This is a genomic window from Erysipelotrichaceae bacterium 66202529 (assembly GCA_017161075.1).
GTDB lineage: Bacteria > Bacillota_I > Bacilli_A > Erysipelotrichales > Erysipelotrichaceae > Clostridium_AQ.
The window spans coordinates 2801004-2826736 of record CP046174.1; the positions used below are offsets into that span (position 1 = coordinate 2801004).

Annotated in this window: 41 protein-coding genes and 4 pseudogenes; 3 read left to right on the forward strand and 42 right to left on the reverse strand. The window is 39.0% G+C overall.

Annotation, left to right across the window (positions count from 1 at the left end; genetic code table 11):
* Window positions 1-646: 646 nt before the first annotated feature.
* The 37 genes and pseudogenes from GKZ87_13320 to GKZ87_13500 all read right to left on the reverse strand — a co-directional run bounded on the left by GKZ87_13320 (window position 647) and on the right by GKZ87_13500 (window position 22417).
* Window positions 647-997, reverse strand: a pseudogene (locus GKZ87_13320) (hypothetical protein).
* 63 nt (window positions 998-1060) lie between these two features.
* Window positions 1061-1360 (reverse strand): hypothetical protein, encoded by a 300-nt coding sequence (locus GKZ87_13325; GenBank protein ID QSI26394.1) that lies wholly within the window; start codon window positions 1358-1360, stop codon window positions 1061-1063.
* 38 nt (window positions 1361-1398) lie between these two features.
* Window positions 1399-1752 carry a hypothetical protein gene (locus GKZ87_13330; protein QSI26395.1) on the reverse strand — a complete coding sequence of 118 codons (354 nt, stop codon included), beginning with the start codon at window positions 1750-1752 and terminating at the stop codon, window positions 1399-1401.
* Window positions 1753-1762: 10 nt separating this feature from the next.
* Complete coding sequence (locus GKZ87_13335; protein QSI26396.1) at window positions 1763-2230, reverse strand: hypothetical protein; 468 nt, start codon at window positions 2228-2230, stop codon at window positions 1763-1765.
* A 3-nt stretch (window positions 2231-2233) separates the two neighbouring features.
* The gene (locus tag GKZ87_13340) at window positions 2234-2629 is read right to left on the reverse strand and encodes a hypothetical protein (protein QSI26397.1); all 396 of its coding nucleotides are present in this window, start codon (window positions 2627-2629) and stop codon (window positions 2234-2236) included.
* Complete coding sequence (locus GKZ87_13345) at window positions 2626-3018, reverse strand: hypothetical protein (GenBank protein QSI26398.1); 393 nt, start codon at window positions 3016-3018, stop codon at window positions 2626-2628. Before GKZ87_13345 ends, GKZ87_13340 begins: the two co-directional genes overlap by 4 nt.
* Window positions 3015-3362, reverse strand: coding sequence for a hypothetical protein (locus GKZ87_13350; protein ID QSI26399.1), 348 nt, complete (start codon window positions 3360-3362; stop codon window positions 3015-3017). Before GKZ87_13350 ends, GKZ87_13345 begins: the two co-directional genes overlap by 4 nt.
* The gene (locus GKZ87_13355; GenBank protein QSI26400.1) at window positions 3347-3706 is read right to left on the reverse strand and encodes a hypothetical protein; all 360 of its coding nucleotides are present in this window, start codon (window positions 3704-3706) and stop codon (window positions 3347-3349) included. The genes GKZ87_13350 and GKZ87_13355 overlap by 16 nt, the downstream gene beginning before the upstream one ends.
* A gap of 1 nt (window position 3707) precedes the next feature.
* Window positions 3708-3932, reverse strand: a complete 225-nt coding sequence (locus GKZ87_13360; protein QSI26401.1) for a hypothetical protein — start codon at window positions 3930-3932, stop codon at window positions 3708-3710.
* 2 nt (window positions 3933-3934) lie between these two features.
* On the reverse strand, window positions 3935-4840 hold the full coding sequence (locus GKZ87_13365; GenBank protein QSI26402.1) for a capsid protein: 906 nt from the start codon (window positions 4838-4840) through the stop codon (window positions 3935-3937).
* 13 nt (window positions 4841-4853) lie between these two features.
* Window positions 4854-5477 (reverse strand): annotated as a pseudogene (locus GKZ87_13370) (hypothetical protein).
* Between the two features lie 497 nt (window positions 5478-5974).
* Window positions 5975-6169, reverse strand: a complete 195-nt coding sequence (locus tag GKZ87_13375; GenBank protein QSI27970.1) for a hypothetical protein — start codon at window positions 6167-6169, stop codon at window positions 5975-5977.
* Window positions 6147-7820 carry a capsid protein gene (locus tag GKZ87_13380; protein ID QSI26403.1) on the reverse strand — a complete coding sequence of 558 codons (1674 nt, stop codon included), beginning with the start codon at window positions 7818-7820 and terminating at the stop codon, window positions 6147-6149. The genes GKZ87_13375 and GKZ87_13380 overlap by 23 nt, the downstream gene beginning before the upstream one ends.
* Window positions 7820-9364 (reverse strand): capsid protein, encoded by a 1545-nt coding sequence (locus GKZ87_13385; protein QSI26404.1) that lies wholly within the window; start codon window positions 9362-9364, stop codon window positions 7820-7822. The genes GKZ87_13380 and GKZ87_13385 overlap by 1 nt, the downstream gene beginning before the upstream one ends.
* A gap of 14 nt (window positions 9365-9378) precedes the next feature.
* Window positions 9379-10719 (reverse strand): terminase, encoded by a 1341-nt coding sequence (locus GKZ87_13390; GenBank protein ID QSI26405.1) that lies wholly within the window; start codon window positions 10717-10719, stop codon window positions 9379-9381.
* Window positions 10716-11516 (reverse strand): hypothetical protein, encoded by an 801-nt coding sequence (locus GKZ87_13395; GenBank protein QSI27971.1) that lies wholly within the window; start codon window positions 11514-11516, stop codon window positions 10716-10718. The genes GKZ87_13390 and GKZ87_13395 overlap by 4 nt, the downstream gene beginning before the upstream one ends.
* Window positions 11517-11946: 430 nt before the next feature.
* A complete protein-coding gene (locus GKZ87_13400; GenBank protein QSI26406.1) occupies window positions 11947-12372 on the reverse strand; it encodes a hypothetical protein in 426 nt (141 codons plus the stop codon).
* A 68-nt stretch (window positions 12373-12440) separates the two neighbouring features.
* Window positions 12441-13013 carry a hypothetical protein gene (locus GKZ87_13405; GenBank protein ID QSI26407.1) on the reverse strand — a complete coding sequence of 191 codons (573 nt, stop codon included), beginning with the start codon at window positions 13011-13013 and terminating at the stop codon, window positions 12441-12443.
* A gap of 487 nt (window positions 13014-13500) precedes the next feature.
* A complete protein-coding gene (locus GKZ87_13410) occupies window positions 13501-13926 on the reverse strand; it encodes a hypothetical protein (protein ID QSI26408.1) in 426 nt (141 codons plus the stop codon).
* A gap of 338 nt (window positions 13927-14264) precedes the next feature.
* Entirely contained in the window at window positions 14265-14633 is a 369-nt protein-coding gene (locus GKZ87_13415) for a hypothetical protein (protein QSI26409.1), read from the reverse strand.
* On the reverse strand, window positions 14626-14814 hold the full coding sequence (locus GKZ87_13420) for a hypothetical protein (GenBank protein QSI26410.1): 189 nt from the start codon (window positions 14812-14814) through the stop codon (window positions 14626-14628). Before GKZ87_13420 ends, GKZ87_13415 begins: the two co-directional genes overlap by 8 nt.
* Window positions 14815-14888: 74 nt before the next feature.
* Window positions 14889-14972, reverse strand: a pseudogene (locus GKZ87_13425) (30S ribosomal protein S18).
* Window positions 14973-14992: 20 nt separating this feature from the next.
* On the reverse strand, window positions 14993-15454 hold the full coding sequence (ssb, locus tag GKZ87_13430) for a single-stranded DNA-binding protein (GenBank protein ID QSI26411.1): 462 nt from the start codon (window positions 15452-15454) through the stop codon (window positions 14993-14995).
* Window positions 15451-15639: pseudogene (locus GKZ87_13435) on the reverse strand (hypothetical protein). The gene ssb and the pseudogene GKZ87_13435 overlap by 4 nt, the downstream one beginning before the upstream one ends.
* Window positions 15640-15650: 11 nt before the next feature.
* On the reverse strand, window positions 15651-15971 hold the full coding sequence (locus GKZ87_13440) for a hypothetical protein (protein ID QSI26412.1): 321 nt from the start codon (window positions 15969-15971) through the stop codon (window positions 15651-15653).
* Window positions 15971-16933, reverse strand: a complete 963-nt coding sequence (locus tag GKZ87_13445; GenBank protein QSI26413.1) for a hypothetical protein — start codon at window positions 16931-16933, stop codon at window positions 15971-15973. The genes GKZ87_13440 and GKZ87_13445 overlap by 1 nt, the downstream gene beginning before the upstream one ends.
* The gene (locus GKZ87_13450; protein ID QSI26414.1) at window positions 16930-17070 is read right to left on the reverse strand and encodes a hypothetical protein; all 141 of its coding nucleotides are present in this window, start codon (window positions 17068-17070) and stop codon (window positions 16930-16932) included. Before GKZ87_13450 ends, GKZ87_13445 begins: the two co-directional genes overlap by 4 nt.
* A 19-nt stretch (window positions 17071-17089) precedes the next feature.
* Window positions 17090-17911: a hypothetical protein gene (locus tag GKZ87_13455; GenBank protein QSI26415.1), complete on the reverse strand. Its 822-nt coding sequence runs from the start codon at window positions 17909-17911 to the stop codon at window positions 17090-17092.
* Between the two features lie 177 nt (window positions 17912-18088).
* Window positions 18089-18466: a DUF1064 domain-containing protein gene (locus GKZ87_13460; protein QSI26416.1), complete on the reverse strand. Its 378-nt coding sequence runs from the start codon at window positions 18464-18466 to the stop codon at window positions 18089-18091.
* On the reverse strand, window positions 18466-18936 hold the full coding sequence (locus GKZ87_13465; protein ID QSI26417.1) for a hypothetical protein: 471 nt from the start codon (window positions 18934-18936) through the stop codon (window positions 18466-18468). Before GKZ87_13465 ends, GKZ87_13460 begins: the two co-directional genes overlap by 1 nt.
* The gene (locus tag GKZ87_13470) at window positions 18929-19255 is read right to left on the reverse strand and encodes a hypothetical protein (GenBank protein QSI26418.1); all 327 of its coding nucleotides are present in this window, start codon (window positions 19253-19255) and stop codon (window positions 18929-18931) included. The genes GKZ87_13465 and GKZ87_13470 overlap by 8 nt, the downstream gene beginning before the upstream one ends.
* Complete coding sequence (locus GKZ87_13475) at window positions 19233-19625, reverse strand: hypothetical protein (GenBank protein QSI26419.1); 393 nt, start codon at window positions 19623-19625, stop codon at window positions 19233-19235. The genes GKZ87_13470 and GKZ87_13475 overlap by 23 nt, the downstream gene beginning before the upstream one ends.
* A complete protein-coding gene (gene bet, locus GKZ87_13480; protein QSI26420.1) occupies window positions 19622-20467 on the reverse strand; it encodes a phage recombination protein Bet in 846 nt (281 codons plus the stop codon). Before bet ends, GKZ87_13475 begins: the two co-directional genes overlap by 4 nt.
* A gap of 11 nt (window positions 20468-20478) precedes the next feature.
* Window positions 20479-21186, reverse strand: a complete 708-nt coding sequence (locus GKZ87_13485; protein ID QSI26421.1) for a hypothetical protein — start codon at window positions 21184-21186, stop codon at window positions 20479-20481.
* A gap of 12 nt (window positions 21187-21198) precedes the next feature.
* A complete protein-coding gene (locus GKZ87_13490) occupies window positions 21199-21444 on the reverse strand; it encodes a hypothetical protein (GenBank protein QSI26422.1) in 246 nt (81 codons plus the stop codon).
* Window positions 21437-21592 carry a hypothetical protein gene (locus GKZ87_13495; protein ID QSI26423.1) on the reverse strand — a complete coding sequence of 52 codons (156 nt, stop codon included), beginning with the start codon at window positions 21590-21592 and terminating at the stop codon, window positions 21437-21439. Before GKZ87_13495 ends, GKZ87_13490 begins: the two co-directional genes overlap by 8 nt.
* Window positions 21593-21694: 102 nt before the next feature.
* The gene (locus GKZ87_13500) at window positions 21695-22417 is read right to left on the reverse strand and encodes a hypothetical protein (protein QSI26424.1); all 723 of its coding nucleotides are present in this window, start codon (window positions 22415-22417) and stop codon (window positions 21695-21697) included.
* Between the two features lie 65 nt (window positions 22418-22482).
* Between GKZ87_13500 and GKZ87_13505 the strand changes: the two genes are divergently transcribed.
* Window positions 22483-23118, forward strand: coding sequence for a hypothetical protein (locus GKZ87_13505; GenBank protein QSI26425.1), 636 nt, complete (start codon window positions 22483-22485; stop codon window positions 23116-23118).
* A gap of 142 nt (window positions 23119-23260) precedes the next feature.
* Here GKZ87_13505 and GKZ87_13510 read toward each other — a convergent pair whose 3' ends face one another.
* Genes GKZ87_13510 through GKZ87_13530 form a run of 5 tightly spaced genes read right to left on the reverse strand, consistent with a single transcriptional unit; the run spans window position 23261 to window position 24739 of the window.
* Window positions 23261-23509: a hypothetical protein gene (locus tag GKZ87_13510; GenBank protein ID QSI26426.1), complete on the reverse strand. Its 249-nt coding sequence runs from the start codon at window positions 23507-23509 to the stop codon at window positions 23261-23263.
* A 4-nt stretch (window positions 23510-23513) separates the two neighbouring features.
* Window positions 23514-23789, reverse strand: a complete 276-nt coding sequence (locus GKZ87_13515; protein QSI26427.1) for a hypothetical protein — start codon at window positions 23787-23789, stop codon at window positions 23514-23516.
* Window positions 23790-23793: 4 nt separating this feature from the next.
* On the reverse strand, window positions 23794-24264 hold the full coding sequence (locus tag GKZ87_13520) for a hypothetical protein (protein QSI26428.1): 471 nt from the start codon (window positions 24262-24264) through the stop codon (window positions 23794-23796).
* Between the two features lie 15 nt (window positions 24265-24279).
* The gene (locus tag GKZ87_13525) at window positions 24280-24489 is read right to left on the reverse strand and encodes a hypothetical protein (GenBank protein ID QSI26429.1); all 210 of its coding nucleotides are present in this window, start codon (window positions 24487-24489) and stop codon (window positions 24280-24282) included.
* Between the two features lie 31 nt (window positions 24490-24520).
* Entirely contained in the window at window positions 24521-24739 is a 219-nt protein-coding gene (locus tag GKZ87_13530) for a hypothetical protein (GenBank protein QSI26430.1), read from the reverse strand.
* 141 nt (window positions 24740-24880) lie between these two features.
* Here GKZ87_13530 and GKZ87_13535 point away from each other — a divergent pair, with 141 nt between their 5' ends.
* Complete coding sequence (locus GKZ87_13535; protein QSI26431.1) at window positions 24881-25408, forward strand: helix-turn-helix domain-containing protein; 528 nt, start codon at window positions 24881-24883, stop codon at window positions 25406-25408.
* Between the two features lie 3 nt (window positions 25409-25411).
* Window positions 25412-25732: a helix-turn-helix domain-containing protein gene (locus GKZ87_13540; protein ID QSI26432.1), complete on the forward strand. Its 321-nt coding sequence runs from the start codon at window positions 25412-25414 to the stop codon at window positions 25730-25732.
* Window position 25733 lies beyond the last annotated feature (1 nt).

A 25733-nucleotide genomic window follows, 5' to 3' on the forward strand; every position in this document is an offset into this window, starting at 1 on the left:
CGATGCTTTCAGCAAAGTAATCAACAGCTGCTCTTGCTTTTGCAAACACTCCGGAAGTAGAAGCCACCTTTTCCCCTATAGAAGAAAAGCCATCAGTTGCTGAAATAGGTAATGCCAATTCAGGAAAATCAGGAAATTTAATTGGTGCTTGTGACTCCTGTAATCCATCAAAGGCAGCTTTCATATTCGTTAAGTTTGATTCATTACCAGATATAGCCTTTTTTAAAGCCGCTATTTTGGATGTTAGCGTGGTGATTACACGCCCTGTATCCACTCCAGATAACTGCTCCAGTTGCGTTTTCAGGTATTTTATATCACCAACGCATTTTTTGATTTCAGCATCCACGTTTTTTAACTGGTCATTCAAAGCGATTTTACCAGATATCGTAGTCGCTTCTCTCGTAGCGTTTTTCATTTCTGCTGCTGTACCGGTGAGCTCTTTTATCCTTTGTTGATTCTGAGTAATCTCATTACGTATAGTGGAAAAACTGCTTCGGATATCATTTACGTTATCGAGCTCATCATAATACTGCTGCAGTTGTGCTTTTTGTGCGGAAACCTTTTCCGTGGTAACAGATATTTGATTGCTAATATTTGTCATTTGGGCCTGCACTGAGGCAGTATCCATTGCCATACTCACTTTAGGCATTTTAATCTTTGGTATGGATACCGGCGGCCCTCTTACGCTGGGCCCACGCGAAGCTGTTGTACTCGGCTCTGTGTCACTTTGCGCTTGTTGATAAGGCATCTGCACACCAGACATTTGTTTAACCATGCCCGCCATCTGCTCAACAAAAGCCTGCATTTCAAGTTTAGTGCGGTCAAGCGTTGCCTTTACAGATTCATTCATTTTGTCAAGGCTTGCTACAAGAGATTGCCGCAAGTTTTTAAACATATCGCCACTCATTGCATCCACCTGTTTACGTATCCTATCAGCTATTTTGCTTGACTCAGCCTGTATGTCCTTGTCAAGGTCTGACTTTATCTCCAGATCCATCTGTATAGACCCTGCGCTTGTTGCTCCCATACCATCACCTGCCCTCCTATAAAAAGAAAAAGGTTATGCTGCCATAGACTTAAACATAGCCTTCATTTGCTTCATAACCTCTTTTTTATCTGATCTTTTGATTGTCTCCTGGAATTGACGATTACGCCAGCTACTACGGATACGATGCTGCTCTGGTGTAAAATGTTGTAAGATATCGTCATCATCCTCAGCCCGTATTTTTATTATTTGACCTAGTGGCGTTTCCGGCATAATACCTGATAATAGAGTGACAAATTCACGCCATTCCATATCATCATCACCGACAGCAAATAAATCCTTGGATGGATACTGCATAGCAAATGACGCTTCGATTAAATCCCAGTCGTCAAATAGGTCATACCAATGGTCAGTTACTCTTTTTCGGTCTTATCCTCTTTTTCAAAGCCTGTATCTTCGTCTCCGATTGCAGCCATAATGACCTCAATAATATCCCGGATAACTGCAAAGGTATAATCCTGCTCAGCGATGTAAGCAGCTGCTTCTTCGCCAAGCCCCATCTTTATGATATGGTCCATCATTTCCATATCTTTTACAGGGTCTGATTCTTCCTTTCCTCTTTTCTCTGTTTTCCGGATATACGCCATCATGCACAAGACATTAGTCTTTTTCGTGTTGATCGGATATTTGTGCTCATCATCTAATACCACAGTTGGCTTTTCATTGCGACGTTTCAAACGTTCAATAATATTGTATTCTCGTGCCATACTTTACCTCCTAAGAACCAGCTGGTGTGGTTGGTGCCTCTGTAAATATCGGTTTGCCATCTACAATCATATCAAACTCCAATGGTGCCACGTCTTGCGCCTCACCACCGAGAAATGACTTAATGTCAATCACGCAGTTAAACTCCAATTTTGATCCATCGGGAAAATCCACAGATGCTTTCGTTGTACAGTCCAGACCATCCTTAAAGGTAATGGATGAAATGTAGTCGTTCCCTGGATCACCGACATTACGCTTTCCTTTTAAAGAGATTGTTAACCCTTTACCGGTCATCAATGCTCTGCTCCATCCCACCATGTCCAAGGTACTCCACTTCTGTGTATTTCCTTCGATAGCCAGCGAAAACGATTCCATATCTTTAATGGTCACCATATCTTCATCTGTACTAGCCAGTCCCTTGATACCAACTTTGAAACCCAAATCAAATACAGGGAAAGCCCCTGATTTTACTTTTGCCATAAATTACTCCTTTCGCTCGTATGTGAGCCATGTTTCAATTACATATTCATAGATGCCTTCTCCATCCGTTCCGACGGAGATTGGCTCGTCGCTCCTCATATCACATTTAACAACTCGGTAATCACCAATGACCGGATGCTGCCCGTAAAACAGAGCTTGTATACTTTGCGCTACACGCTCTGTTTCATCGGGATTCTTAGACCAATGGATGACGATGGACACGCCCTTGACAGCGGTGGTTGTATTTTGTAGACCACCTACAGCTAACACACCTCGATTGCTCGTTAGATTACGCACACAGACCGTTTTATCATTGGATGTATCGTAAGTACCTATCTTCCAGACATCCGCTGAGACCCGCGTTTTCAGCCAGTCCTTGACGTCTTTTAAAGTCATCATGTGATAAGCCCTCCGCTTTCTTGCTGCAGAAACTTACAGTAAGTATTAACGACCAACTGTCTCCCCTCGCCATCCAGGTAGTAGTCCATCCAGTGATCCTGGGCGTTCGGATTTTTAGTACGCTGAAATGTAGCGTCATCTAAGTTAAAGTACCATCGGCGCGCATATGGTGTGTCAAATACAATGCTTGATACTAGCTCAGTATCAATATGACCATCATCCACAAAGCCGCTACGTTCTAGCTCTCCAATGTCTTTGGGCACTACACCTCTATCGACAATATCGAAGAGCATCGCATGCGCTGTGAGCACGAGGGCTCGTATCCTTGCTTTGTCAAGTTGTGTCATTGCTTCCCTGTTGATTTTGACCTTTATACTCTTAACTCTCATAATAGATCAATCTCTATGCTGTAGATAACACCGAGCAGCCTTGGCTTTCGGACAGCGTATATCTGTTTTCGTTCCGTGCCGATCTGTACAAAGCCCTGGAAAGCTGTCTTGCCCTCCAAGGCCTGAACATCGCCGTGTATGATAAGCATACCGCTGAGAGATATCTGCTTGCTGTCCTTGCCGTACACAATCTTTGACTTTTCGTCGTAAATCGCCAGACCATCATAAATAATTGTCTCAATGGGCCCCTGGTCTTCTGTTTCCTGCTCCTGATATACGGTGATACGTGTCGTAGCTTCGTGTGAAGGAAACGGGAAGGGGCACGCAATTACAACACCAGACATCTGAGTCCTGTATCCTCAAGGAGATTGATTATCTCCTGTGTAGTGCTGATACCGCCATAAGTCACATTTGCCAACTCGACCTTTGTGCTCCCTGCGCTATAGCCTTTTAGCGGGCTATTGATATACGATCCATACTGTTTAATGTAATCGGCCTGCAAGCAGACAGCACGACTTATGAGCTCTTGCTGATAGGGTGAGAGATTATCATATCCTTTACCCTTAATGCGGCCAAAACAAAGATGGTCGATGCTGTACTCCGCATCCTTTAGAGCCTTGGGTAGCTCGTCTTGTGATATGAGTGTACCGCCGTATTCGGCAGTGTAGTATTCGGGTGTAACATACATGCTATTTCCCAGCTTCCTTTTGTTCCTTTTCGTATTCCTTGATTCTTTTCTTTAACTGCTGATTTTCTTTCTCCAAAGCAGCATATTTATTGTACTCAATTTTCTTTTTCGGAGAATATTCCAGCAATTTTCCATCATCACCATAGATATCGAATCCTTCTTCGAGGTAAGCATGCTTCTGCTCTTCGGCAATGGTGTACTCTTTATTGTCTTTTAAAGCTTTCATACTTATCCCTCCGCTTCTGCATTGATGATACATCCTTGTTTGAGTAAGTCATCTAACAAGGCAAACGTACCATTAAAACGGCGATTCTGGTACAGATATTTATCTGCACAACGGCTATCGTGTCCTGGTGTAAACGCCTTAATGTAGGAATATTTAACACGTGATACCTGTGCCTCAGGATCAATCATAATGTAATTGATCTGCTTTCCGGCAGACGCTACCTGGAACCCCTCAGTAAAGTCAAAGGCAGTCTTTAATCGGCTTGCTGGCACTGTCTTGATAACATTAACATCGTCTAGCGAGCGTACACGACGATCAATATTCTTTGTGCCACCAGACACCTCCAAAGTGCGCTGAATCCCTTCGGCATTCTTTAACTTTGTTTTAAACGCTGGAGTGCAATACATGATGACTCTTTCCAAAGGAACCCCTGTTTCTTCCATGATTTCAATGTTAGAGTCAAAATCACTCAAAATGTTTGCTGTAGTCAAAACATCTGTTTTAATATTTGCATTACAACGTTTCGCCTCTGTATACAACTTAGAGAACGTGTAGCAATCCAGTTCGGGAATAGCCTGCGTCTTCTCAAAACGCGATTGAATGTTTGCCAAGGAAACAATCTGATTTGTTTCGTCAACATCCATTGGGTCAATCGCGAATTCGATATCGCGGTCATGGTCCAGTGTCTTTGTTTCAAAGTCGTTACCATAAGAACCTGTGTTAAACGATAACGTCTTACGATTGTGGTCTTTATAACCAGACACTGTGATTTTTGGTAACCGGATATCTTTTGTGTTGATAATCTGAATGTCCTGATTTGTATTATACAACTCATTAGACATTAGTAAGTGCCCGTACATTTCAATGATACGTGGCCAAAACTGTGTTACATAATTTAATTCTGCCATTTATATAGCCCTCCTATTTTTTCTTTACTCCGAAAATGCTGTCAAGTTGATCATCAACACCATTTCCTCCTGCTCCCTGACTTCCTCCACCAATTTGCTGAAATCCTCCTGCCTGTGTGGTAGACTTGAAATCAGGAAAAGCCTTTAATACTGTTTCGACAGCCGCCTTGATGTTATCATCATTTAGCGTTCCATCTTCTTTTGTTGCTTTAGAACGATCGACCAGTTTGTTAAGGAATGGCACCTTATCTGCCTGCACTCCAAGATTAGCAGACAATTCAGCAATCTTAGAATCTATCTGCGCATCAAGAATCTGCGCTTTCAGTTTTTCGTTTTCTTGCTGCATATTCTGAATGCGCTGTTCCTCTTCCTGTTGCTTCGTTACCTGTGCCTGCTTATATTGGTTCATTGCTTCACTGGCCTGTTCTGGCGTCAAACCTTGCTGTTTAAAATAGCCCTGTAGCACTTTATCCTCTGTTCATGCTGAACGCTTTGACACAACCTCAGCTAGTTTATCATAATCAATTTGTGACGTTGTTGTCGTCTGTGCTCCTGTCTGCGCACCAGCAGTTGATCCGGTCCCTCCGTCATCGCCGAACAGCTGAATATTTAAAGGGTAACGTAAATACTTTTTCATTTTTTCCTCCTGTTTATTCGGGTGTACTCCCCTATCCTTTCGGACATGCACCTTTTAAAGCCTTGTCATGGTTGGGCATAATAAAAGACAGATTATTTACGTCCGCCTTTTCCTTTCTTTTTACAGGCCATATCATCACCATCCTTTCATTTGCAAAAATACGGAAACTCCGCTGCGGTGGGTCTTTCACATGCTTCACCTCATTTTCTGTCTTCCCACAAAAAAATGCAGACACTTTTTATTTTTAACGTCCTGCATTGTAATTTAAAATCGTAGTAAATATCACTGACACTTTATGCAAAGTAATGATCATACCTCACTTTTGCCAGATTTTTTAATTTTCTTGTGATAGTGTGCTTGCATGCGATATAATTTATCACTTTCATCGTCATGTGTTTTATAGTACTCGTCAATCTTGTAATCAAGTTCCTGCATAATCTTTCGTTGACTCCTGTTTGCCTTTTTCACAATGTACCTCCACTAAAAAAGCATCCAATTTATGGGTGCTCGTCTGCTAATTCTCTTATTCTTTTTAAATACTCTTGCTCCATGACTCTTAGAGGATGATATAAATCTCCATTAGGCCACTTCTGCTTTTCTTTTTCAGGGATACTGTCGTAAAACTCATCAGTTTTACGCTGTAATTCATCCCAAAGCTCTTGCTGCTTTTTATTCAATTTTTGTCTTTGCATATCTAACATATCCCTCCCTATCCAACAACTCAAAGGCTAAATCTCCAAAATCAACAAATTCAGCGAATATATCCACGTCCATGCTTGCTCTTAGTTTTATATCCCGGTATGATACCTTACTGAGGTCTTTTAGCACCTCTACTTCATAACGCATATTGCCATAAGTGGCTCTCAACCGCTTTATCTCTGTTCCGAAATTCTGCAGAAATGCAAAATCATCCTCCTGAAAGCTATTGCTTGGCTCTTCGGTGATAATGGGATGATTATGCAATAACGTTGCGTTTTTCAGTATTGCATCTTCAAAGGCTACAGCTACCTCCTTACCTACATATTTTAAGACTTTGCCATCCTCTTGGATGACATAAGCATTTTCAACCGGCAAATCCTTTATTTCATTTTCGTACTTTTCGATGTACTTGTCAATCTCTGATGGAGTAATGGTTTCCACGTATTCACCTTTAGACTTACCAGCTGCGCCCCCATTGCCGCTACCAAGCTTCGGAGCAATACCATAAATTTTTTCTTTCCGCTGATTACGTTTAAATTCAGGATGCGCCTCCAGAAAGTCCCTGAGATTTTTCTGGGCTTGTCTTAGATTAGCCCTCGCCTCTTTTCGGTCTCCATCCTCCACGATTCCAGCAAGTATCCTCTTACGCTTCCTAATTTCACGCTCCAGTTTGTGCTGCCTCTGCTCATTGTTGTAATTCTCCAGCGCCTTTTTTGGGTCTTGCAGTTTTGGCAGCCTTGTCACACCCTCAAAGTACGTCGCAAGCGTGTGCCTGCAATTAGGATGTAGCAACCCAGCTTTGATAGCATCGGACAGCAACTTATATTTATCTTTGTATTTCGCAATATAATCCTCACTAGGATGGCTAAAGACGTCATCAATGAGTATTTGCCCCTGCCAAGGTAAACACAGTTTACAGGAGTTTGCGTGCGTTGATACAAAGACTAGGTGCACACCTAACTCGTCGCGTTTACTACCCTCACCGAGTAGAGTTGCTCTATGGCTTGCTGTACGCAGTGCCATTTCTGCATAATCAGCGATATTGACATAGCGTATGATTTCACCGGCTTTATCTTTATATGCTATACAGTTGATGCCCTTAGCAAGAAAATCCTCTGTAGCCTTGTCGATTGCCTTACCGAGTGATATCGCTCCACTGGACAATTGAAACTCAGTCTTAAAGATTGTCTGCCGATACACATCATCCATTTTACGATAGACAGCTTTCTGTGCGTCGTCAAAATCGTTTTTTGTTGATTTGATAAGTGCATCGAGCTTTTTCTTATTCACACCGAAAAACTGCGTTTCTTGTGGCGGCGCTTCACCGTGAAGTCCTGTATTGACTCCATCCTGTGGCAATTTGATATCAGCTCTACGCACGCCAACGCTAAAGTGATCGCGCAGGACCTGCTCGATTGCCTGTGTGATACGCTTTCGAAACCTGTATATGACGCTGGTCGTCTCCTTGCGGTACTCCTGCAGGTTGCGCAGCTTAGCCTTTTGCCACATTTCCCAATTAAAGCCTTTCGCTCGCTCCTCCATTTTATGGTTTATAAAATTCCTACGTAGTGAAGCCATAAGTTCTAGCTCCATTTCGGAAAATAAGTCTCTTAATGCGTATGGGTCTTTCTCTTTCTTAGCCATCACTCACCCTCATAATCTTCTGGTGTAGGTGTTGTTCCACCTAAATCATCAAATTCTGATATAACGGGTTCCTGTGTTTCCATGACGCCATTTTCGATACGTAGCCGTTTTATTTCTTCTGCCTTCCATTCGTCATCCTTGCTATCACCATACATTTCATCGATCGACGCCTCAACTGACATGATAACTTTGCCTGGCCTTGCTTTAGCAACGGTTTCCACTGTTGCCTCAAATGATGGACTTGCGTATTCCCCGAAATTAACTGTAACATCGACATCGTTTCCACTCGCATTTTTTGTGTAAGTATCGAAAGCCTTGATAACGCAGTTTATCACTTCAGGAAGTGTTTTTTGTATCGCCTCAATAACAATATTTCTTGTATACAGCGTGGTTTTCTCTTTTTCTCTCTGTGCTTCTGCATTATCCATCTTTTTTGTATCGATTCCTAATGTGGATGGCGATATAACCCCCTGCAAACAGAGGTCTAAGAAAGAAATATAAGATTGTAGATAATTTTCGGAAGGGATAACAGGCTGTGTGACATTGATTTGATTTTCACCTTTTTCCTTCATGTTTCCTTCAATCATTAGAAATCTATCATCATACTGATTGAATTGCAGCATCTGTCCAGTTTCTGGATCACGTGGGATAAGTGCTTCTGGAATATATTGTTTTGTCCTGGCAGCTCTTACAGCATCTACCCATTGACTGATAATTTCATCCAATCCATCAAAGGAAGACGTTTTTTTATCGAAAATACTTTCCCCACGATTATCCCACTTTGTACTGTCTTTAATCTTAAATGGTACCGCCATCGCAAATTGGCCGTATACTTCATTCTCACCTTTTTCATCAGGCAATTTATATCCAGCAAAGGAAACATCGATAATATTGGCGGTCTGAGGAATTGTTGACAACGGTAACGGGTCATTCATGCCCCATTCTGTTAAAACGTTTTTAATATATCCCTTACCATAATGCTCATAATGAACATATCGTTTGTGTAAATGTTTATATTCCGTTTTGAATACACATTCGACAAAGCGCCCACGTTCATAGACGATTTCCACCTTGTCACCAGGTATAAACTCTATAATTGGATATTGTGTCAGTTTCTTATCAAACGATATTTTAAAAGCGCCATCCCCAATGAACAGCGCTTCTTTGATTGCTTTACGTAATACCTCATTGAAATTGTTATCTTTGCTGATATCATCCCATTCCGTTTGCCGCGTCTCAACCTCAATGCCGTTAAGGTCTCGTATTACGATATCAGTAAGGACCTGCACCATCAATGACGGCAGTCCGGAATGAATCTTACGTATTTTGATGCGGGGGCTTGCTGCCCAGAAGTATGAATTATCACGCTCCAGCTGTTTATAAAATTCATCCAGTTCCTCTGGATCACCTCGCATCCAAATTCGATTTTTAATTGCATTTGATTCAAAATTGAATGTTTCATTCAGATGATATATGTTCTTCTGAGCCGGCGTTATCTCCAACCATGCTTTTATTACATTTTTTGCTTTATTAAAAATTTTCATTGCTTGCCTCCTTCCTATGGATTAGTTGAATTGATATACTGCACAAATGGCAGCCATCCATACTGACTGGCATTGATCGTATGGTCGTTTCTGTCTTCCGGTTCATACTTATCATCCTGCCAGCTGTATACCTCTAGCTCCCTTATGTGGTTTGTACAATGCTCAACCACCAAGTAATCGCCAAAATATATCCATCCTTGTTGCATATGAATGCGATCTATAATGGTTGTTTCCTTCCACGCATCATTAAATGTATAGATACAAGGATGCGAACGTTTATATTTGTATAGTTCTGTAAGCGTAGCCTGATCTGCACAGTCAACAAATACATTTTTTGCAAATCCCCATTCCTTCCTGTTCCTTTCCAGAAAATCTATAAGTCTTTTAACAACATCGCTAGGTGCAAGTGGTGTATTAAGATCAGCATTGTTGTATACTTCCTCATTCAGTATGATGACCTTCCCACACATCGTGATGCCGATAAACAACAGAGCAATCGTATCAGGGCTATTTGCTGAATATGATGTATCGACACCAACAGTAAAATACCGATACATATATTTCTTTGCATCAGCTTTTGATATGACATTCTTACTTCTGTTGAAATTCGGAAATACAATCCCTGTTGCACGCCCACGTAGTCCAAGAATCTTGTTCTTATACATTTTGGTTCCTGGGGCCACGGCTTTTTTCTTACGTTCTATAGCTTCTTGTGAAAGCGCTGCGTTGTCATTGAAATTAAAATACCAGTGTATCCATCCTTTTTCTGCAGGCTGATTCAGCATATCCAACAATTCCTCTGGATAATCTTTGCGATATCGTTTTAATGGCCGTGAACGATTGAGAAACTCATCATATACAGGGAGCGATGGATCATCCGGATTGGATGTGGTCATCATGTATTCACAGCGATGTGATATCTCTCGCAGAAACTCCATATCAGCGATGTTTACCTCATCAATATACACGCACCCTACTTGACCACCAAGAACCTTCTGCCAGCGCTTTTTGTTATCATATCCGCAGATATATACTATCTTTGTGCCTTTATTCGTTTTGTACTCAATATGAGGCAGGCGTATCTTACCACGCCCTGATGGGTGATAATCTGCTACGTTTACAAACTGATCAAGGAGCATTCGTTCACCATTGATAACGTTTTTTTCCACTGTCCCAAGGTCAGCTCCAGCGATAACGTGAAATCTTATATCTGATGCTGCAACCTTGCACATAAATTTGAATATTCCCACTGTAGTTTTTCCGCATGCAGTTACTCCTTCCAGGAATTCCCGTTCTGTATCAACACACAGGAAATCCTTAAACTTAGGAGATAGCAGTAACATAGGTTGCGTCATGTTTCATCATCACCTAGCGGTTTCATTTGCTCCACTATGCCTGTAATAGCATCCATAGCATCCTGTGCTGTTTCATTTGTGCTTGTATCATTATCAGCTTTTAACTTATCCGTCTGAGCTCTTAATTGCTCCAGTTGCGCTTTCTGTAGGTCTGTGGCTTCGCTGTAATGCTTATCCAGCCATTTCAATGCAAATTCTTTGCTAATAAGTTTGATAGAGCAACCATCTTTGCCTTGTTTTACCTCTTGGATAAGTGTCCCATCCACTTCTGAGCTGTCAAGGAAATCAACATAGTTGCATTCTAAGCCTGTTTTCTTATCTTTACGTCTGCCGAAAGAAAGGAAGTCTGTTGCATCAGAATAAGCAATATCCATCATTTTCTGAAAGAAATCTTCTGCCGTGTACATGGCCTGCTTTATCTTGGCGTCCTTGATACGCTGTATCTCTTCTTTTATCCGAACATTTCCTAACAATCTCGGTCCTGCCGTTAGTGCTGTAAAGTAATCACATTTATAAGCCCGTTGATATGCCTTTGTAGCGTTGAACCATCTTACATAATACAAACAAAAAAGGCGCTGTTTCTCTGTCAGCTCCTCATTGTTCAATGTTTCTATTTCTTCTGGTAACAGTTCTGTTTTAGGTGGTGCATTACTGTCAACTTTAGGGGTGCATTTTGTGTGCACACTTTTTTTCTTAGGTTGCACACCTTTTTCGATATCCACCCACTGCCTTCGTTTCCATGATTTTACAGTGTTTAGTGATACATTGTACTTGTCAGCTATGTCTTTATACTTCATGCCTTTTTTGTAATCTTTGTACGCATCACTAGCTTTATTGTCCTTTTCCAATATATCACCTACCTCTCATTCTTTTTATCTATATTTATCGCTAATACTGCATATAGTAGCTATCTCATTGCGTCTACGTGTGTTTTCCCTATCTAAGGCCTTACGCTCTGCCTTGTACCATTCGCACGCTCCGTGGCATCCTGGGTGGCGCTTAGGGCAGTCTTTACATACTGTGATCATACAAATCCTCCGGAGTAACACAGAAAATCAATAACAATATCCACCATAAAGAGTAGTTGATACACATATACAACGTCAATGTAACAAGATAAGCGTTGAATAATAAGCATCCTATGCTGATTAGCACATCGCATATGTATTTGTATTTCATTCTTTTAACACCGTCCTTTATGGTAAAAGAAAAGAGCCTTGTAGCTCTTTACTTAATCATACGCGTTTTGAACATACATTTAGGACAATAATATAAATCACCTGCAAGTGCATAATGTATAAGTTTCTTTTCATTATCCCAACAGTGCATGCAGCATGGCCCATCTTCCTTTCCATTATGCAGTTTTCTATAATAGCTTTCTCCTCTTAGAATCACATCTTTCTCCTCATTTATCTTTCTTTCTAGTTCTCGTATTTTGTCTTTCAACTCAATATTTTCTTCCATAAGACTTACCGCTGCCATATAAGAATCAAGAACTTTTCGATACAAATCAGCATTATCTGATTGTTGAGCCACTACCACCGCATCTTTGATAGTCGCTTTAACCGTATCATACACACCCATTTTCTTTACCATCCTTTTTACTTGTATTTTACTACATAAACGATGATAAATAAAGCTTACATAATTCATTTCGTACAGCTCCTTTCTGGGTTAAAGAAAAGTGCATTCTATTTGCACTTTTGTTATTTGAACATCCCTCAAACGCATGTCACAAAAAATATAACTATAGCAACAAGTATCCAAAATATTTCTGAAGACAATATCATTTTTATGACGAAACCACCAATTATAAGTATAATAACACCTGCTATAATGCCGAAAAACACATTCATATCATCTTCATCTTGATTTTCTTCAAGACTTTTCTTTGTGTTACTATAATTTTCATCATAATCTATAGTTACAGGATGAATAACTTCCGTTTCCTGCTTTGGAAAATCACAAAGTAATAAAGCTATACAAGCTGGATTGTAGGCGCCTTCATATAAGCCAATACAATGGTGTGGATATTCTTTTCTATATATTTTGCCATCTTTCAGATAAGCAACAGGCTCTTTATCAAATCTTGTTTCAAAATAAAAATATTCCCAATCGTATAGTGCTAAAACATCCTTTGAAAGTAATTTCTCTAAATACACCTTGCCATCTCCATATCTACCTACACATTCATCAGAAAATTTTCCAGTGTCCTTGTATATTTTTCCATCTTCTAAATATCCAATGTATCTTTTTTTGAACACTTCATCCACATACACTTTAGTTCTCATCATAAACCCCACCTCCATGTAATTTTATTTTACATTAAAAAGAGGTAAATTAAAAGCGCCCTTTCCAGACGCTTTACGCAGGTAAGTCCGCTTAGGATTCCTTACCGCTTTTCCTTTTGGTTATTCTGCCACCAGGGCAACCAATATATCTAGCAGGTGTTCTCAACAATATGAGGTATATCCCTGCTTTGATATCTTTTTGGTGGACTTTCATGGTAACGCACCATGCTCTACTGATTTTCAGTCAGTCGCTAATCTCTCTCAGCTAAAAGTCCATAAGGGTATTTACATAGATAGGAAGATTACTTACCCTAATCTACAGACGATATATGGGTGGGGGGAATCGTCTGTAGATTACGGCAGGCATCCGAAGATGCCGCGTAAGTAAACCTCAAGGGGAAAGTGAAGCAGAAGGAAGAGCGTTGCGCCTCATCCCCCGTACTTCTACGCTATCATAATATCACATTTTTCATGGCACATTGTGTCCATTTTAAATAATTTTAGCGATTACTCTATTTGCAAACTTTAGCATAGCTGAATGATCATTATAATGATAATCTTCCATTACTCGCTTATAGTATTTCTTTTCAACGAACAAGTCCACGATCAACTGTCTCTCAACAGGATTCTCTATCATGCTTATTTTTCGGTTTACATCATTTATTCTTCTTATGTAATCGTTTCTTTCTCGTATCACTTCATCCTGTTTCATCAATGGTTCCAGTTTATCAGATGCATATGGATCCCTTGCGTTTTCACACTTAGGTTCTTCATTGCCATTCGGACACACTAAACCGGTAAGTATAACATCATATTCTTCAATCCTTTCATTGCAGACCAGTATAGCTTTTGTGTAATACTCTACGCTCTTACATTCTCTTTTAAACTGTTCAATTTTATCTTTTACGGTTAGCATGTCTATTGCTCCTCTCGTTGATTTATGAAATATATCATCATAAATGTAAAATACAACATTGCTGCAAGTGCAATATCAATCATGAGTATACCTCTTCCAGATATTCCTGCAGCTCCTTTATTGTCTCGAATAGCAGCATTAGATTTCCCTCGTGAAGGATATACACCGTCCCTTTACTTGACATATAGCCTGTTTCTATTTTAACGTTGTACGTTTTTTCTAAGCCTTTTCTCTGCATTTTTCGTCCTCCTTATTGCCATCCTGATAATAAACCACAACCGGCTGTTTGTATGTATGCGGCCGTCTATGCTATTGTATTTTTTCATATTCTATCTCCGCTACTCCGTTCCATGTGGTTCATTTAGAATTTTCCTATCTTCATCAATCCACAATTCTCTCATTTTATTAAATTTTGCAGGGACACTTATCATGCACTCTATAAAATCATCAGATGGTATCTGATCAATACACCCCATTAGTGATGCCTGTACAAAGAGAATCTCTTTCTCTGTTAGAAAGCAAACAGCCATTTTTGCAAATGTAAGTATGACATCATCAAGTGTCGCAAATGGATCAAAAACCAATTTCTCCCCACTATCCATATGTGTAGTGATTTCAGTATCGCCTATTATTGAGCTTTCTTTTAAAAGTTTTATAGTGCTTAATGATTCTCCGCCTTTGTATGCTAATTCTGTAAGTTCATTCATTTTCACCGTTTCCTTTCTTAATTGCTACTGTATTATCATATTTCATGCATTTTCCTTTTTTATATGCTGCGCATTGACTTTCAATGCAACGACGAAGTACAGGCCGTGTAAAATCACCAGTGCCTATTAACATTGCCTTTACATTTTCGTGTGATGTTAAATCGGGACAATATTTGTTCATTATTCCGTCCATCCTAACTCTTTACATTGTTGGCAAATAGCTCTGTGTATTTTCATATCAATTTTTATTCCGCCATCCTTGTAGTCGATGCTTTCAATTTTATTTTTCGTAAAGTAACATACTTTTTTACGTCCCATACGCTGTTTTTTGAATGCCATAGAAAATCTCCTTTCTACCATTAAAATGGTAAATCATCACTTGCGATATCTAATGTATCGCTGCTTATAAAGTCATTGGAGTAGGACTGAGAACCATTGTCATTCTGGTAGCCCTGATTGTTTCCCTGCTCATAGTCAGGTACATAAGCATTGCTTGCAGCAGCACTTTTGCTTTCCAGAAACTGTACGCTCTCAGCGACAACCTCTGTTACATACACGCGTTTACCGCTCTGGTCATCATAGCTGCGTGTCTGGATTCTTCCTTCCACACCAACCAAAGAGCCTTTGTGTGTATACTGCACTACGATATCCGCAGTTTTATTCCAGGCAACCGTGTTGATAAAATCAGCATCCGGCTGTCCCTCCTGTTTATATTTACGATTTACAGCTAATGTGAAACTTGTGACACTGGATCCATTTGCAGTCTTGCGCAGCACTGGGTCTTTAGTAAGACGGCCAACTAATATCGTTCTGTTTATCATACCTTACCAACCTCTAACATTCCGTGATTTTCATAGATATTTCCAACAATTTCAATACTTTTATCGTATTCTCCGATGTTCACATCCAATAATTCTTTTATGTCATATTCGTATTCTCTCCATATTTTCCCGTCAATCAAATATCGAACGCTGAACCCAATATCACTCCACACAATTACAAATAGATATTTCATACTTACCCTTTCTTGTACTGCTGGAACACAGGTACAAGCACGTTATCCTTTTCCATGTAATCGTATGTTACATTTCCCGAGAACTCATAAAATCCATGTTGCAGCATTGCCTTGGTGATTTCATCCGTCGTATACTCTGTACCTTCTTCAAAGATATGTGAGACATCTCTTTTCTCAGCTGCAAGATAGATTTCAAATGGGTACTTGTACTTCTTACCTTTTTCCTTATCTTCTTTTTTTACAGCAACCTTCTCAGCTTTCTTTTCTTTCTTTTTCGGCTTTTCCTCAGCCGTTTTCGCTGTAAGCATACTCATAAGATCCATTACACTACCTCCCTATCTAGCTGATTTATATATGCACATACTGCTGTGGTTTCATCCTTGTTAAAAATCATCATTCTGTCGTTAAAGCTTAGTACAATCTTATTCTCTTCCTCCAGTTCTACGATTTTTAGCACATCGTCAATATACAATTTGACATTTAATTTACTTCCTTTTGCCAACTCGCTTTTTACAACAATGTCAAATTCGTTTGTTTCTGACTTGGCCAAAAGATGCAGTCCACCGTCGAAAATCATTTGTACCTCAATAGAATATCCTCTTAGCATTTTCAGCGTATCTAAGAACTGCTTTTTATCCGCAGCCACAGCACAAATTTGTTTCGTATCAAATTTTGGCATGTCCATCGCTACGACGATGAGTGATATGTAAAATATCCCTTGCGGACCGATGAACGCAGCTCTCTTCCCATCCGTCATGCATGTTTCTGCAGAGCTGATATACTTAAATGCTTCTTTCGGTACACAGATCGGTTCTGTGGCTCCTGTATCCGCTTTGCGCATGTAGATGCATTTTGAATTAGATATTAAATATCCGGTTGGTGTGATATTCACGCCATTCAACTGGATATGCGCTTTATCGTTCCCAACAAATTTCTCGCCGGAAGCGAAATCACTTGGCTTTACATTTAACTGGATAGTATTGTCACCTAAACTTGTATCCGGAATCTTCTCTTCCTTCATGTTAGCGAGGAGAATATTTCCGTTCGCTGTTTTAATGTGTATTTTACTATCCTTAACTTTTAATTCAAAATCACTCAACATGGATAAAGTCTGGTAGTCTTTTTTGCTTAATGTAAATTCTGTCTTTCCGCTATCTTCCTCTAATAAATACTGGCTAATGATGCCGTAATCAATCTCTGAATTATGGACGTTTACTTGTTTTCCATCAATCATGATGTGGTTTATAGTCATTGCATCATGGAACATAGACCCATTTAATCTCATTCTTCGTCCTCCTCGAATTCCTGGTTTTTCAGCCAGTTAATGCAATCTGTAATGCTATTCCATTCCTGTGAAAACTGTGGAAAGTGCTGTAATATTTCTGTCATAGCGTTTATGACATCTTTTTTTGTTTCAATCACTTATCTCTCTCCTTCCTCGTTATAAACTATTTCTGAGTTCCTCAATTTTTCTGTCGAGCTCTTCCTCATCAAGATCAGTTTTAGTTTCGATTGAATCTTGATTATCCCACCATTCTGGTAGCTGTTTTTCTGCAGAACCTGTATATGCGCTTTGTGTCTGTTTTATCTCAAAGAATCCTTTCCAACTTTTCTCTATAGTTTGATTCACAATAGCAATTTTCATGTCGTCATCACTTGCGAGCTTGTCTAGCTTTTGCAAAGCCAGTTCTAATGCCCTTACGGTGAATCCTTTCATTTTGATTCGCATGTCAACAAAATCATTCAGCGCACTAATCAGCTCGGCACTTTGGGTGTATGAGTCAACCACACCTTTATATGTTTTTTTATTATCATTCTTTACATTCTTTTCTTTCTTATCATTCTTGTTTGTGTTCAACTGTTGTTCAACTGATGTTCGCTTGCTGTTCAACTGTTGTTCATTTGATGTTCGCTGTCCTTGGTATTTATCCCAATTTAATACAGTAACTAATGAGTATTTATTAGTTTTTTTGATGTTCAACATTTCCATTTTTTCAAACAAGCTAAGCCATCTAAACAGTGTAAGCCCATCAACACGTCTGTCTTTCTTCACATCACGATTAAATTCGTCGGAAAGAGCTGATCTGCCAGTGATAAACTGCCCTGCCTTTAGCTCTATTATTTGATTGCCTACCACCTGTGTTTTTTCATCATGTGTCGCTTTCATCAGACACATAAGCCATAGCTTTAGTTTGTCTGAATCAGCCCATATGGGTGTATCCGCAATTTGTCTGTATAGCTTTATGTATCCTTGTTTTGACACATTTCCTCTCCTTTAAATTAGCTTTCTGTGACAAAAATCTCACATTTACTGTTGTCTATCTCAATGCGTGTTTCATTCGTGTTTGCACAGCTTATTTCGACACATATCGTATATTCTTTGAGCAGCTGTTCTGGCACACATTGCTCTACGATGTTTTTCATTTCTTCCCAATTCATTTCATGTCTCCTTTATCTTAATGCCCTTTAATTCTGCCATTAAGCGGCGTTTTATCTTGTATACATCTGTAGGGTGTCCCTTTGCATCTTCGACCACTAGAGTGCCTGTATCATCGTTATATACAAAGTCTGCAATATACTTTAATGCTCTTCCGTGCTCATCCTCTGGGAAGAGTATATACGGCACCTGCAGGCGGAGATTGGTTATCTCCCCTGCCTGCTCAAGTAACCGCAGCTCTTTATATCTGGATGCCTCATGTTTACTATCAAACTTTATCCCATCCACCTCTGTTTTGATTGCCCCGTATTTGCTCCGCTTAGGCTTTGTGGGCGGCGTTTGTGCAGAGGAATACTTACGTCCGTCTGGGTAGTTAATCATCAACCACCAAATTCCTCAAACCGTACAGCTTCCATTTTCTTTTTCACTGCATTCATTTTTGCCTCGATGCTATCATAAGCGATTTTAAAACGCTTAAGGTCGCTTTCTTTTTTTGCTAATGCAACTCTCTTATCTTTGACAAAATCACTTGCAAGCGCCTGAAAATAACTCATAGCAGGTGGTTTCCCATCATGTGTCTTTTCATATACATCACGCTGTTTATATACTTGCAGGTTTTCTTCATTAGATACATCCGCTTTCATAACATTAACCTCTTCATAAAGACGGGCAGTCATTTCTCCGATAAGATATAACTGGTTTGCTAGATTTTCGATATTTCCAGCGTACTGACTAGGCGCACATGCATCCACTTCATATCTGCTTATAAGCACATCCAACTGCTCTTTAATTTGTATGTTTTCCCATTCCTTAATTCGGAAGGGATTGAACAGGTATAAGCGTTCATTCATGCAGCCACCTCCATTTATCGTATTTCAATTTGCGTTCATCCCAATCTGGATACTGTGATTTCAAATACCGTTTAGTGTCCTTTAAAATCGGCTCTCTAATTTCTTTTTTTGTCTGATCCATCTTTCTGTGGCAATCCCTACATACTGTCACAATATTTTGCTCTATCCCTAATCCTCCGTCACTTCTTGGAATATAATGCGCCTCTGGATTAGCACAAGGTGATCCACAATGAATACACCTATGATTATCCCTTTCCCAAACAATCATTTTTACTTTCATCGGTATTGCACAGGCTCTAGAACGCTTCGATTTCACCATTAGTAACTACCTTTATCTGTTCAACTTCTGGCGTAATTTCCGTGACCATGTTATCTGATGTTACTCCTTTTTTTATGCTTAATCGTACATGCTCTTTTATTGGAGTTATTTTTGCAAACTTTTTATGCATCGCAGGGAATTTCTTTTTAAATGCTTTTGCGTCGAAACGCTCAGATTCTCCTTCCAGTATCAGCGAGATAGTGATATTCTCATCCTTGTAACCGGTGATTCCTCTCTTTTTCATTTCCTGCAAAAGCTGGTTTTTAAACTCGTTTTCCTGTTCTTTGATAGCTTCCGTAGCCTCTTTAAATGCAATAATCTTACGCTCCGCATCGATCGTAAGGCTGTTATCAGTTTTCAGTAGATTCATGCATTGGCCTCCTGTTCCAAAATATTCTCATAGATATCGCACAATTTTTCTAATTGATCCACGTTTAACACACTGATATCCTGTGTGGCGATACCAGCTGCCATCGTTATAAAATCGTTATTTTCTTTGCTTCGGAAATCATATTCTTTTGCAGTAAGCTCTTTACGTAATTTACCATACCGTCCAGTTACATCTTCAAGATGCTCATCCTTTTTCGCCTTTTGAATTTGTGGTTTTCCATTGATTTCCGATACATCCCACGCCTCATCAGCATCAATCATACCTCCGCAATCTTCTACAAAGGTTTCTCTTAATGCTCTCACCAGTGCAACTTTTTCTACCATTGTTGCGCCTTTCGTAGACCAGTTGCTATTAAGCTCTCCATTCTTTTTGCGCTGTGCAACTTCATCAAAGGATACTGTAATTTCTGTCGGATGAGTGATATCTTTGCGATATACTTTAGCCCATCCACCAACAAGCTCCTCATCACTTAAACGGAATGTTCCTTTTCTAAAATCAACAGTACCATCCGGAAGTTTCACAATAATTCCCTGCTCTCTTCCATCGTAATTCTGGTTCATGATGGCTCTTTTCAAGATAGCATCTTTTCCGACTACCATTTGTGCAGGCTGATTCCCGAATTTGATTAAGTATGCCTCTTTTGTAAATGGATTGAGCTTTCTGACCTTACACAATTCCGAGAAGAATTTAAACTCCTGGATTGTAATTTCTCCTGCATCACTTCCTGCAATGAAATTCTGTACAATACTCGGGGTAAGTTTGATATTGCTTCCTTCGACGCTGTATTCAACAACAGCGATTTCGTCTTTATTTTCGTTCATCCTTTTGCCTCCTAAATTTCTTCCAAGAGGCCTTTCATTTCCTCTTGATAATCGTCAGTTTCGATGTATGTCTTATACTGATTGATTTCTTTCAAGACATTTTCAATCTCGTTCTCTTCCAGCTTGTCCATAACCGTTTGATATTTTGCGTCGTCACCAATCGATTCCGCAAATACAAGGTAAAAGTCAGTCAGTAAATGATATTCATATGCACTACGTAGCCTCTGAATGTATTCGTCGTTTTGCTTGTTATCATCTACATACTTGTCGATGTACGCCTCTCTGATATCATCATTTTCAACGCCTTCGTCGTCCAAAAATTCAGATGCTAAGGCTGTTAATTTTTCTATTTCTCTCTCACCTTGCTGTTCGGCTTCTTTATATACAGGTAAATCTTCGAGAGTATGATGCCTTTCATGATAACTAATCATCCTAAATATAGATCCATTTATACTTTTAATTAAAAATGCAATGCTACTGTTTTTTAGGGAATATCCAACATCCTCTTGATCTCCCCATGTAATCAATCTGCCATTATCCCGCAGGTTCAATCGAAATATAATTCTCATATCTTCTGTTTCAATTCTTGCTAGTCTGATAGTAACAACAAAATCCTTATACTCAAACAACGTCCATGTTTTCTGCCATAACGCAGGGTTCAGATAATTCTCGATGATAAAACTGTAGTCCATTTTCCAGATTTTAATAGCTGGTAACATAACTCTTCCTCCTTAAAATATTTCTTGTGTTGATTTAGTACTGCGTTCTGCGGCAGTCATATGTGTGTAGTCTTTGCCATCCTCATAGATAGGGAAAACTTCATCACTTGGGGTTCTTTTCCAAGGCCCTTCACTTTCCCATAAGTCGTAAATGCATTCACGACACATTTCTTTGCCGTCTCTCCAGTGCAGCATACCGTAATATTCACTCCGCCCACACTTAGGACATTTAACGACTTTCTTCATAATGTCATTCATATTCAGTAATCCTTCCTATTTCCTTTTCTTCCACGTCTTCTGCCTGCTGGTCTGCTGATTCATCATCAGATACAACTTCGTCATAATAATTATCTGGCGTTCTCCTGTATGGGTCATGGCCATCAACCCATTTATACATGTCTATCATGATGTACCTCCAGTAAAACTACCGGGTCGCATATGACCCCCATACGCAGAGTGTTATACATATTGATTACCAGGTATATAGTTATTACCGCATGACTGATTACTATGTATTCCCACATGATGTATCCTGCTGATTTACTGCTAGTATTTCTTCCAGCAAATTCTGAGGGCATGTGTATGCCTCTAATACCGCTTTTACATTCGGTATGTATTTACGTTTAATAGCTTTGTACTTTCGCACACCAAATTTGTGCTTAACCTCATGCCATATATCCTGGTACACTCTTGATCTCAGCGATTTGTCGTTATAGGCGTTCGATTTTTTACCGCCCAATAGCTTCAAGGCGATTGCATTTACCTCTGATACAATTTCTTCTGGCTCATCCCCCACTAAAGGTAAGTCCTGAAAACGATTCTCCACATCTTCTTTCAGATTCGTTACACGCATATCTGTATTTTTCTGAGCATCAAACATAAGCTGTAATGCTTCCATAGGATTCTTAGGTACTCTGTATCCACCTGTATGATTGATTTGCGGTAATACCTCATCAAATACCCATGATTCAAATTTCTCTGCCTGTGGCAGTTTACTTCTTGCTGCAAGGCGGTATACATCCCCCTCGGGGATAAAACTTAGTTCTTGCACTCCTCCATTTGTAGGGGTGCGGTGTTTTACCGCCCCCTTGCAATGTAGAGCAACTGCATCCCTCGGGCGTATGTATCCTAATGCTCTTGCGACATCATTACCGCAATAATAAATCTTTCCTTCGATTTCAGCTGTTCTGAGTTCGCCGAATTGTGTACTATTGAATGTTTGTAATTCCATTTATTGTCTCCTTTCTGACAATTATGTGATATGATTATGTTAATTAAAGAAAGGGTGGTTTTTTTGTGAAAATTCCTGTCGAATTAGTCGCGGTTGTTGTTTCAGCTATGGGAACGTATATCATTACAAAACGCAATACGCTATCAGAAACTAAACGCCTAATATTAACATCGCAAATAGATAATATTTTCGTTCCTTTATCCAAATTCTTTAAATATAAAGACAGACACAGCCAAATATCCGTTGCAGATGCCAAAGACTTAAACACGCTTTTATCTCATATAATCGCTGATAATTACAAATACATTACTACCGATCTATTTGAATTAGCGAACGAATTGCAAGTGCATTTAAACGAAAATAACTATGATCGTATCAAATGTATATATAATGAAATAAACATATATGTAAGCAACACTTTCGAAGCATTAAAACACACTTTATCTCTACCTACATCAAGTATAAAAACTAGGTGGTCTTTAATGAAACAAAAGGATAAGGTGACATATATACTCGAAACGTTTGTTTTGCCTATCTTTTTCTTAGCTTTAATTGCATATTTTATAGGTTTTGTCACATATCTAATAAGTACCCGTTTATTTCACAATACAATTGGCACTGAAACATTTTCTTCTATTGCGATTTCGAGTATAAGTTTAGCAGCTCTAATTATGAGTGTTCTTTACTCATTAAATAAATAAGTATCCAGCAAACAAACATCGCTATAATCCAACTATCAATTTTCAAAATAATTCACTCCCTTGCTTTTCTTACTGGTATCCCTTATAATGAAGATGAATCTTTTTATAAAGGTTCTACCGCTAGATGCTCTGACCGCCAAGTCTATGGAGCATCTTTTTTTATGCGATTTTTGACCATTACATAATCAAGTGACGATATGCATCCATCATTGTTCATATCCAAGCGCTCAAGCTGTTTAGGCGTTAAGTCTATCTCTTTTAATATGTAAGCCTTAATGGCTACTGTATCTACCTCTGTGTACGAATAAGGTTTGTTATCCGCTAGGTAATAGCCAGTCGTGAATGATGCCAATAACGCAAATGCTATGATTGCTACATTACGGTATTTCATTGTCTTATCGCCTTTCCTGCTTATATGGCGGATTTCCGTTTCTCACCATTTGCAATGCTGTTTGCGTTTCCACAGTAACGTCTAGCCCCAAATGGTCAAATACTTTATGCTTGCTTATCTCATATGTAAAGCACTCGTTTTTTGGGTCCGTCTTCACTGCATGTCCGATATCGCCATAATATCCAGCTCTCAGGCATAGGCGTAACGTCTGGGCATCAATCCCCAGAAACTCTCCAGCTTCTTCTGGTGTAAGTGTACATGGACTTGTATTTCTTGACATATTATCACTCCTTGTCTTGTGAGGTTTCTTTGCTATTGGTAGTAGCTTTTAATAATTCCTGCTGATAAAATTCAGCAATCATACGATTGATGCTTTCCTGCGAGTGTTGATTTGTTAATTCATAAATCGTGTGTCCTATATTCAAAATAATATTTCTATCGAATAATTCGCTAAATCTAATACAGTCAAGGTATTCACCATTTATATTGTTGACGAATACTTCTGTTTCTCCACGTCTTTCACACTCATCACACGTGCATATTGATGAAATGTAACCCAGGCATCCATTAGGTAACACAACATAGATAGTTTCATAAGAAGCGGAATCTTTTTGATTCTCACACTTTTTACTCGCTCTTTCTTTTAGAACAGCAAACTTATGCAATCCCTCTAATTCATCTTGTAAACATTCTAATTGCTCTGAATTTAATGAGGAAAGAAATTCGTGTAATGCTTGCACTTCGATGTCCTTCATATAACCACTCCCTTCTTAAAGTACCAGCGGAAGTCCCAGCATAAGAGTAAGTAAGTAGAACAGGGTTCTAAATTTTCTATTTTTTCCCTCTTCTTTTTTACTGAATCTCGATTGACCTGAATATTTCTTATTTATACTGTTTTCACCTTCAATGAATGAGAGTGAGATTCCTAAAAACAGCCATAGAGCAAATATTATGAAATAACCGATTTGTAATATAAACATCTTATCATACCACCTCTTTTATATGTTTCGTTTACGTAACTTCTTTAGCAAAAAAAATATAATCTAGTGATGGTTCTTGGACGTATTCACAAGTTGCTTTGATTTCATTTCTCCAAAAGTCGCTTTCCCCGCTCATTTTACGGTATAGAGTAACCTTACTGATTCCAAGATAAGAAGCCCATCCACTAATTGATTTATGCTTTCTAATCAACAGTTCCCTCATCGCCGTTTCATCAAAAACTGTATCCATAGTCTCACCTCCGTTCCGTTTACGTAACCATAATACAACATAATTGCTTCTTAGTCAATACGGATACGCAACTTTTACGAAATTATTGTTGCATTTTCGTTACCCCTATTATATGATATACACATAAGGGAGGTGTAACGTATGGAATTCAAAGACCTTGTTTATAAGAAAAGAAAAGAACTAGGCCTATCTATGGATGAATTAGGCAAAAAAGTAGGAGTCAGCAAAGCAACGATTCTGAGATGGGAAAGCGGAGAGATTGTCAATGTTCGACGTGATAAAATAGCGAAGCTTGCTGCTGCATTAAACACAACCCCAGCATATTTGATGGGTTGGGGAGAACCGCAAAAATTCTCTACCAATATAAAAAAATTGATGTTGCTCAGAAATATAAATTCTGAAATTTTGGCTGCTGAAACCAAAATAAGCCTAAAAAAGATTGAACGATTTTTAGAAAATACAGAAAATCCCACAAAGCAAGAGGCTGAAACACTTTCAAATTACTTTAATGTGAGCTATGTTGATTTATTGTCAGGAGATATTGAATATGAATTAGAAGATGAAAAATCAAAAAAAATTATAAAACTCATTTCCAAACTTAATGACTCTGGAAAAAATAAAGTGATAGATTACATTGATGATTTAAACAAGAAATATTTTAAGGAGTAACTTATGTTATTGGGAGAAAAAATACGTTTAAGAAGGAAAGAACTTAATATTTCTATTGAAGCTCTAGCAAAAGCAACAGGAAAAAATAGAGCGACGATATACAGATATGAAGACGGTGATATAGAAAATATGCCAACAACAGTGTTAGAGACATTGTCAAAAGCCTTGTTGACTACTCCCGCTTACCTTATGGGATGGGATGAGAAACCACAGACCACTACTTTAAATAATATTGATATATTGAACGATAAAGGAATACAAAGAGTTCAAAGCTATATTGATGATTTAATACTTATTGATAAATATAAAAAGGGGAATTCATAAC

What these genes read in the sequence shown, in the direction of transcription:
- GKZ87_13330 (QSI26395.1), bottom strand. Translation starts at nt 1,752, where the DNA reads ATGGCACGAGAATACAATATTATTGAACGTTTGAAACGTCGCAATGAA.
- GKZ87_13335 (QSI26396.1), bottom strand. Translation starts at nt 2,230, where the DNA reads ATGGCAAAAGTAAAATCAGGGGCTTTCCCTGTATTTGATTTGGGTTTC.
- GKZ87_13340 (QSI26397.1), bottom strand. Translation starts at nt 2,629, where the DNA reads ATGATGACTTTAAAAGACGTCAAGGACTGGCTGAAAACGCGGGTCTCA.
- GKZ87_13345 (QSI26398.1), bottom strand. Translation starts at nt 3,018, where the DNA reads ATGAGAGTTAAGAGTATAAAGGTCAAAATCAACAGGGAAGCAATGACA.
- GKZ87_13350 (QSI26399.1), bottom strand. Translation starts at nt 3,362, where the DNA reads ATGTCTGGTGTTGTAATTGCGTGCCCCTTCCCGTTTCCTTCACACGAA.
- GKZ87_13355 (QSI26400.1), bottom strand. Translation starts at nt 3,706, where the DNA reads ATGTATGTTACACCCGAATACTACACTGCCGAATACGGCGGTACACTC.
- GKZ87_13360 (QSI26401.1), bottom strand. Translation starts at nt 3,932, where the DNA reads ATGAAAGCTTTAAAAGACAATAAAGAGTACACCATTGCCGAAGAGCAG.
- GKZ87_13365 (QSI26402.1), bottom strand. Translation starts at nt 4,840, where the DNA reads ATGGCAGAATTAAATTATGTAACACAGTTTTGGCCACGTATCATTGAA.
- GKZ87_13375 (QSI27970.1), bottom strand. Translation starts at nt 6,169, where the DNA reads ATGCAAAGACAAAAATTGAATAAAAAGCAGCAAGAGCTTTGGGATGAA.
- GKZ87_13380 (QSI26403.1), bottom strand. Translation starts at nt 7,820, where the DNA reads ATGGCTAAGAAAGAGAAAGACCCATACGCATTAAGAGACTTATTTTCC.
- GKZ87_13385 (QSI26404.1), bottom strand. Translation starts at nt 9,364, where the DNA reads ATGAAAATTTTTAATAAAGCAAAAAATGTAATAAAAGCATGGTTGGAG.
- GKZ87_13390 (QSI26405.1), bottom strand. Translation starts at nt 10,719, where the DNA reads ATGACGCAACCTATGTTACTGCTATCTCCTAAGTTTAAGGATTTCCTG.
- GKZ87_13395 (QSI27971.1), bottom strand. Translation starts at nt 11,516, where the DNA reads ATGAAGTATAAAGACATAGCTGACAAGTACAATGTATCACTAAACACT.
- GKZ87_13400 (QSI26406.1), bottom strand. Translation starts at nt 12,372, where the DNA reads ATGAATTATGTAAGCTTTATTTATCATCGTTTATGTAGTAAAATACAA.
- GKZ87_13405 (QSI26407.1), bottom strand. Translation starts at nt 13,013, where the DNA reads ATGATGAGAACTAAAGTGTATGTGGATGAAGTGTTCAAAAAAAGATAC.
- GKZ87_13410 (QSI26408.1), bottom strand. Translation starts at nt 13,926, where the DNA reads ATGCTAACCGTAAAAGATAAAATTGAACAGTTTAAAAGAGAATGTAAG.
- GKZ87_13415 (QSI26409.1), bottom strand. Translation starts at nt 14,633, where the DNA reads ATGAATGAACTTACAGAATTAGCATACAAAGGCGGAGAATCATTAAGC.
- GKZ87_13420 (QSI26410.1), bottom strand. Translation starts at nt 14,814, where the DNA reads ATGAACAAATATTGTCCCGATTTAACATCACACGAAAATGTAAAGGCA.
- ssb (QSI26411.1), bottom strand. Translation starts at nt 15,454, where the DNA reads ATGATAAACAGAACGATATTAGTTGGCCGTCTTACTAAAGACCCAGTG.
- GKZ87_13440 (QSI26412.1), bottom strand. Translation starts at nt 15,971, where the DNA reads ATGGATCTTATGAGTATGCTTACAGCGAAAACGGCTGAGGAAAAGCCG.
- GKZ87_13445 (QSI26413.1), bottom strand. Translation starts at nt 16,933, where the DNA reads ATGAGATTAAATGGGTCTATGTTCCATGATGCAATGACTATAAACCAC.
- GKZ87_13460 (QSI26416.1), bottom strand. Translation starts at nt 18,466, where the DNA reads ATGATTAACTACCCAGACGGACGTAAGTATTCCTCTGCACAAACGCCG.
- GKZ87_13465 (QSI26417.1), bottom strand. Translation starts at nt 18,936, where the DNA reads ATGAATGAACGCTTATACCTGTTCAATCCCTTCCGAATTAAGGAATGG.
- GKZ87_13470 (QSI26418.1), bottom strand. Translation starts at nt 19,255, where the DNA reads ATGGTGAAATCGAAGCGTTCTAGAGCCTGTGCAATACCGATGAAAGTA.
- GKZ87_13475 (QSI26419.1), bottom strand. Translation starts at nt 19,625, where the DNA reads ATGAATCTACTGAAAACTGATAACAGCCTTACGATCGATGCGGAGCGT.
- bet (QSI26420.1), bottom strand. Translation starts at nt 20,467, where the DNA reads ATGAACGAAAATAAAGACGAAATCGCTGTTGTTGAATACAGCGTCGAA.
- GKZ87_13485 (QSI26421.1), bottom strand. Translation starts at nt 21,186, where the DNA reads ATGTTACCAGCTATTAAAATCTGGAAAATGGACTACAGTTTTATCATC.
- GKZ87_13490 (QSI26422.1), bottom strand. Translation starts at nt 21,444, where the DNA reads ATGAATGACATTATGAAGAAAGTCGTTAAATGTCCTAAGTGTGGGCGG.
- GKZ87_13495 (QSI26423.1), bottom strand. Translation starts at nt 21,592, where the DNA reads ATGATAGACATGTATAAATGGGTTGATGGCCATGACCCATACAGGAGA.
- GKZ87_13500 (QSI26424.1), bottom strand. Translation starts at nt 22,417, where the DNA reads ATGGAATTACAAACATTCAATAGTACACAATTCGGCGAACTCAGAACA.
- GKZ87_13510 (QSI26426.1), bottom strand. Translation starts at nt 23,509, where the DNA reads ATGAAATACCGTAATGTAGCAATCATAGCATTTGCGTTATTGGCATCA.
- GKZ87_13515 (QSI26427.1), bottom strand. Translation starts at nt 23,789, where the DNA reads ATGTCAAGAAATACAAGTCCATGTACACTTACACCAGAAGAAGCTGGA.
- GKZ87_13520 (QSI26428.1), bottom strand. Translation starts at nt 24,264, where the DNA reads ATGAAGGACATCGAAGTGCAAGCATTACACGAATTTCTTTCCTCATTA.
- GKZ87_13525 (QSI26429.1), bottom strand. Translation starts at nt 24,489, where the DNA reads ATGTTTATATTACAAATCGGTTATTTCATAATATTTGCTCTATGGCTG.
- GKZ87_13530 (QSI26430.1), bottom strand. Translation starts at nt 24,739, where the DNA reads ATGGATACAGTTTTTGATGAAACGGCGATGAGGGAACTGTTGATTAGA.
- GKZ87_13535 (QSI26431.1), top strand. Translation starts at nt 24,881, where the DNA reads ATGGAATTCAAAGACCTTGTTTATAAGAAAAGAAAAGAACTAGGCCTA.
- GKZ87_13540 (QSI26432.1), top strand. Translation starts at nt 25,412, where the DNA reads ATGTTATTGGGAGAAAAAATACGTTTAAGAAGGAAAGAACTTAATATT.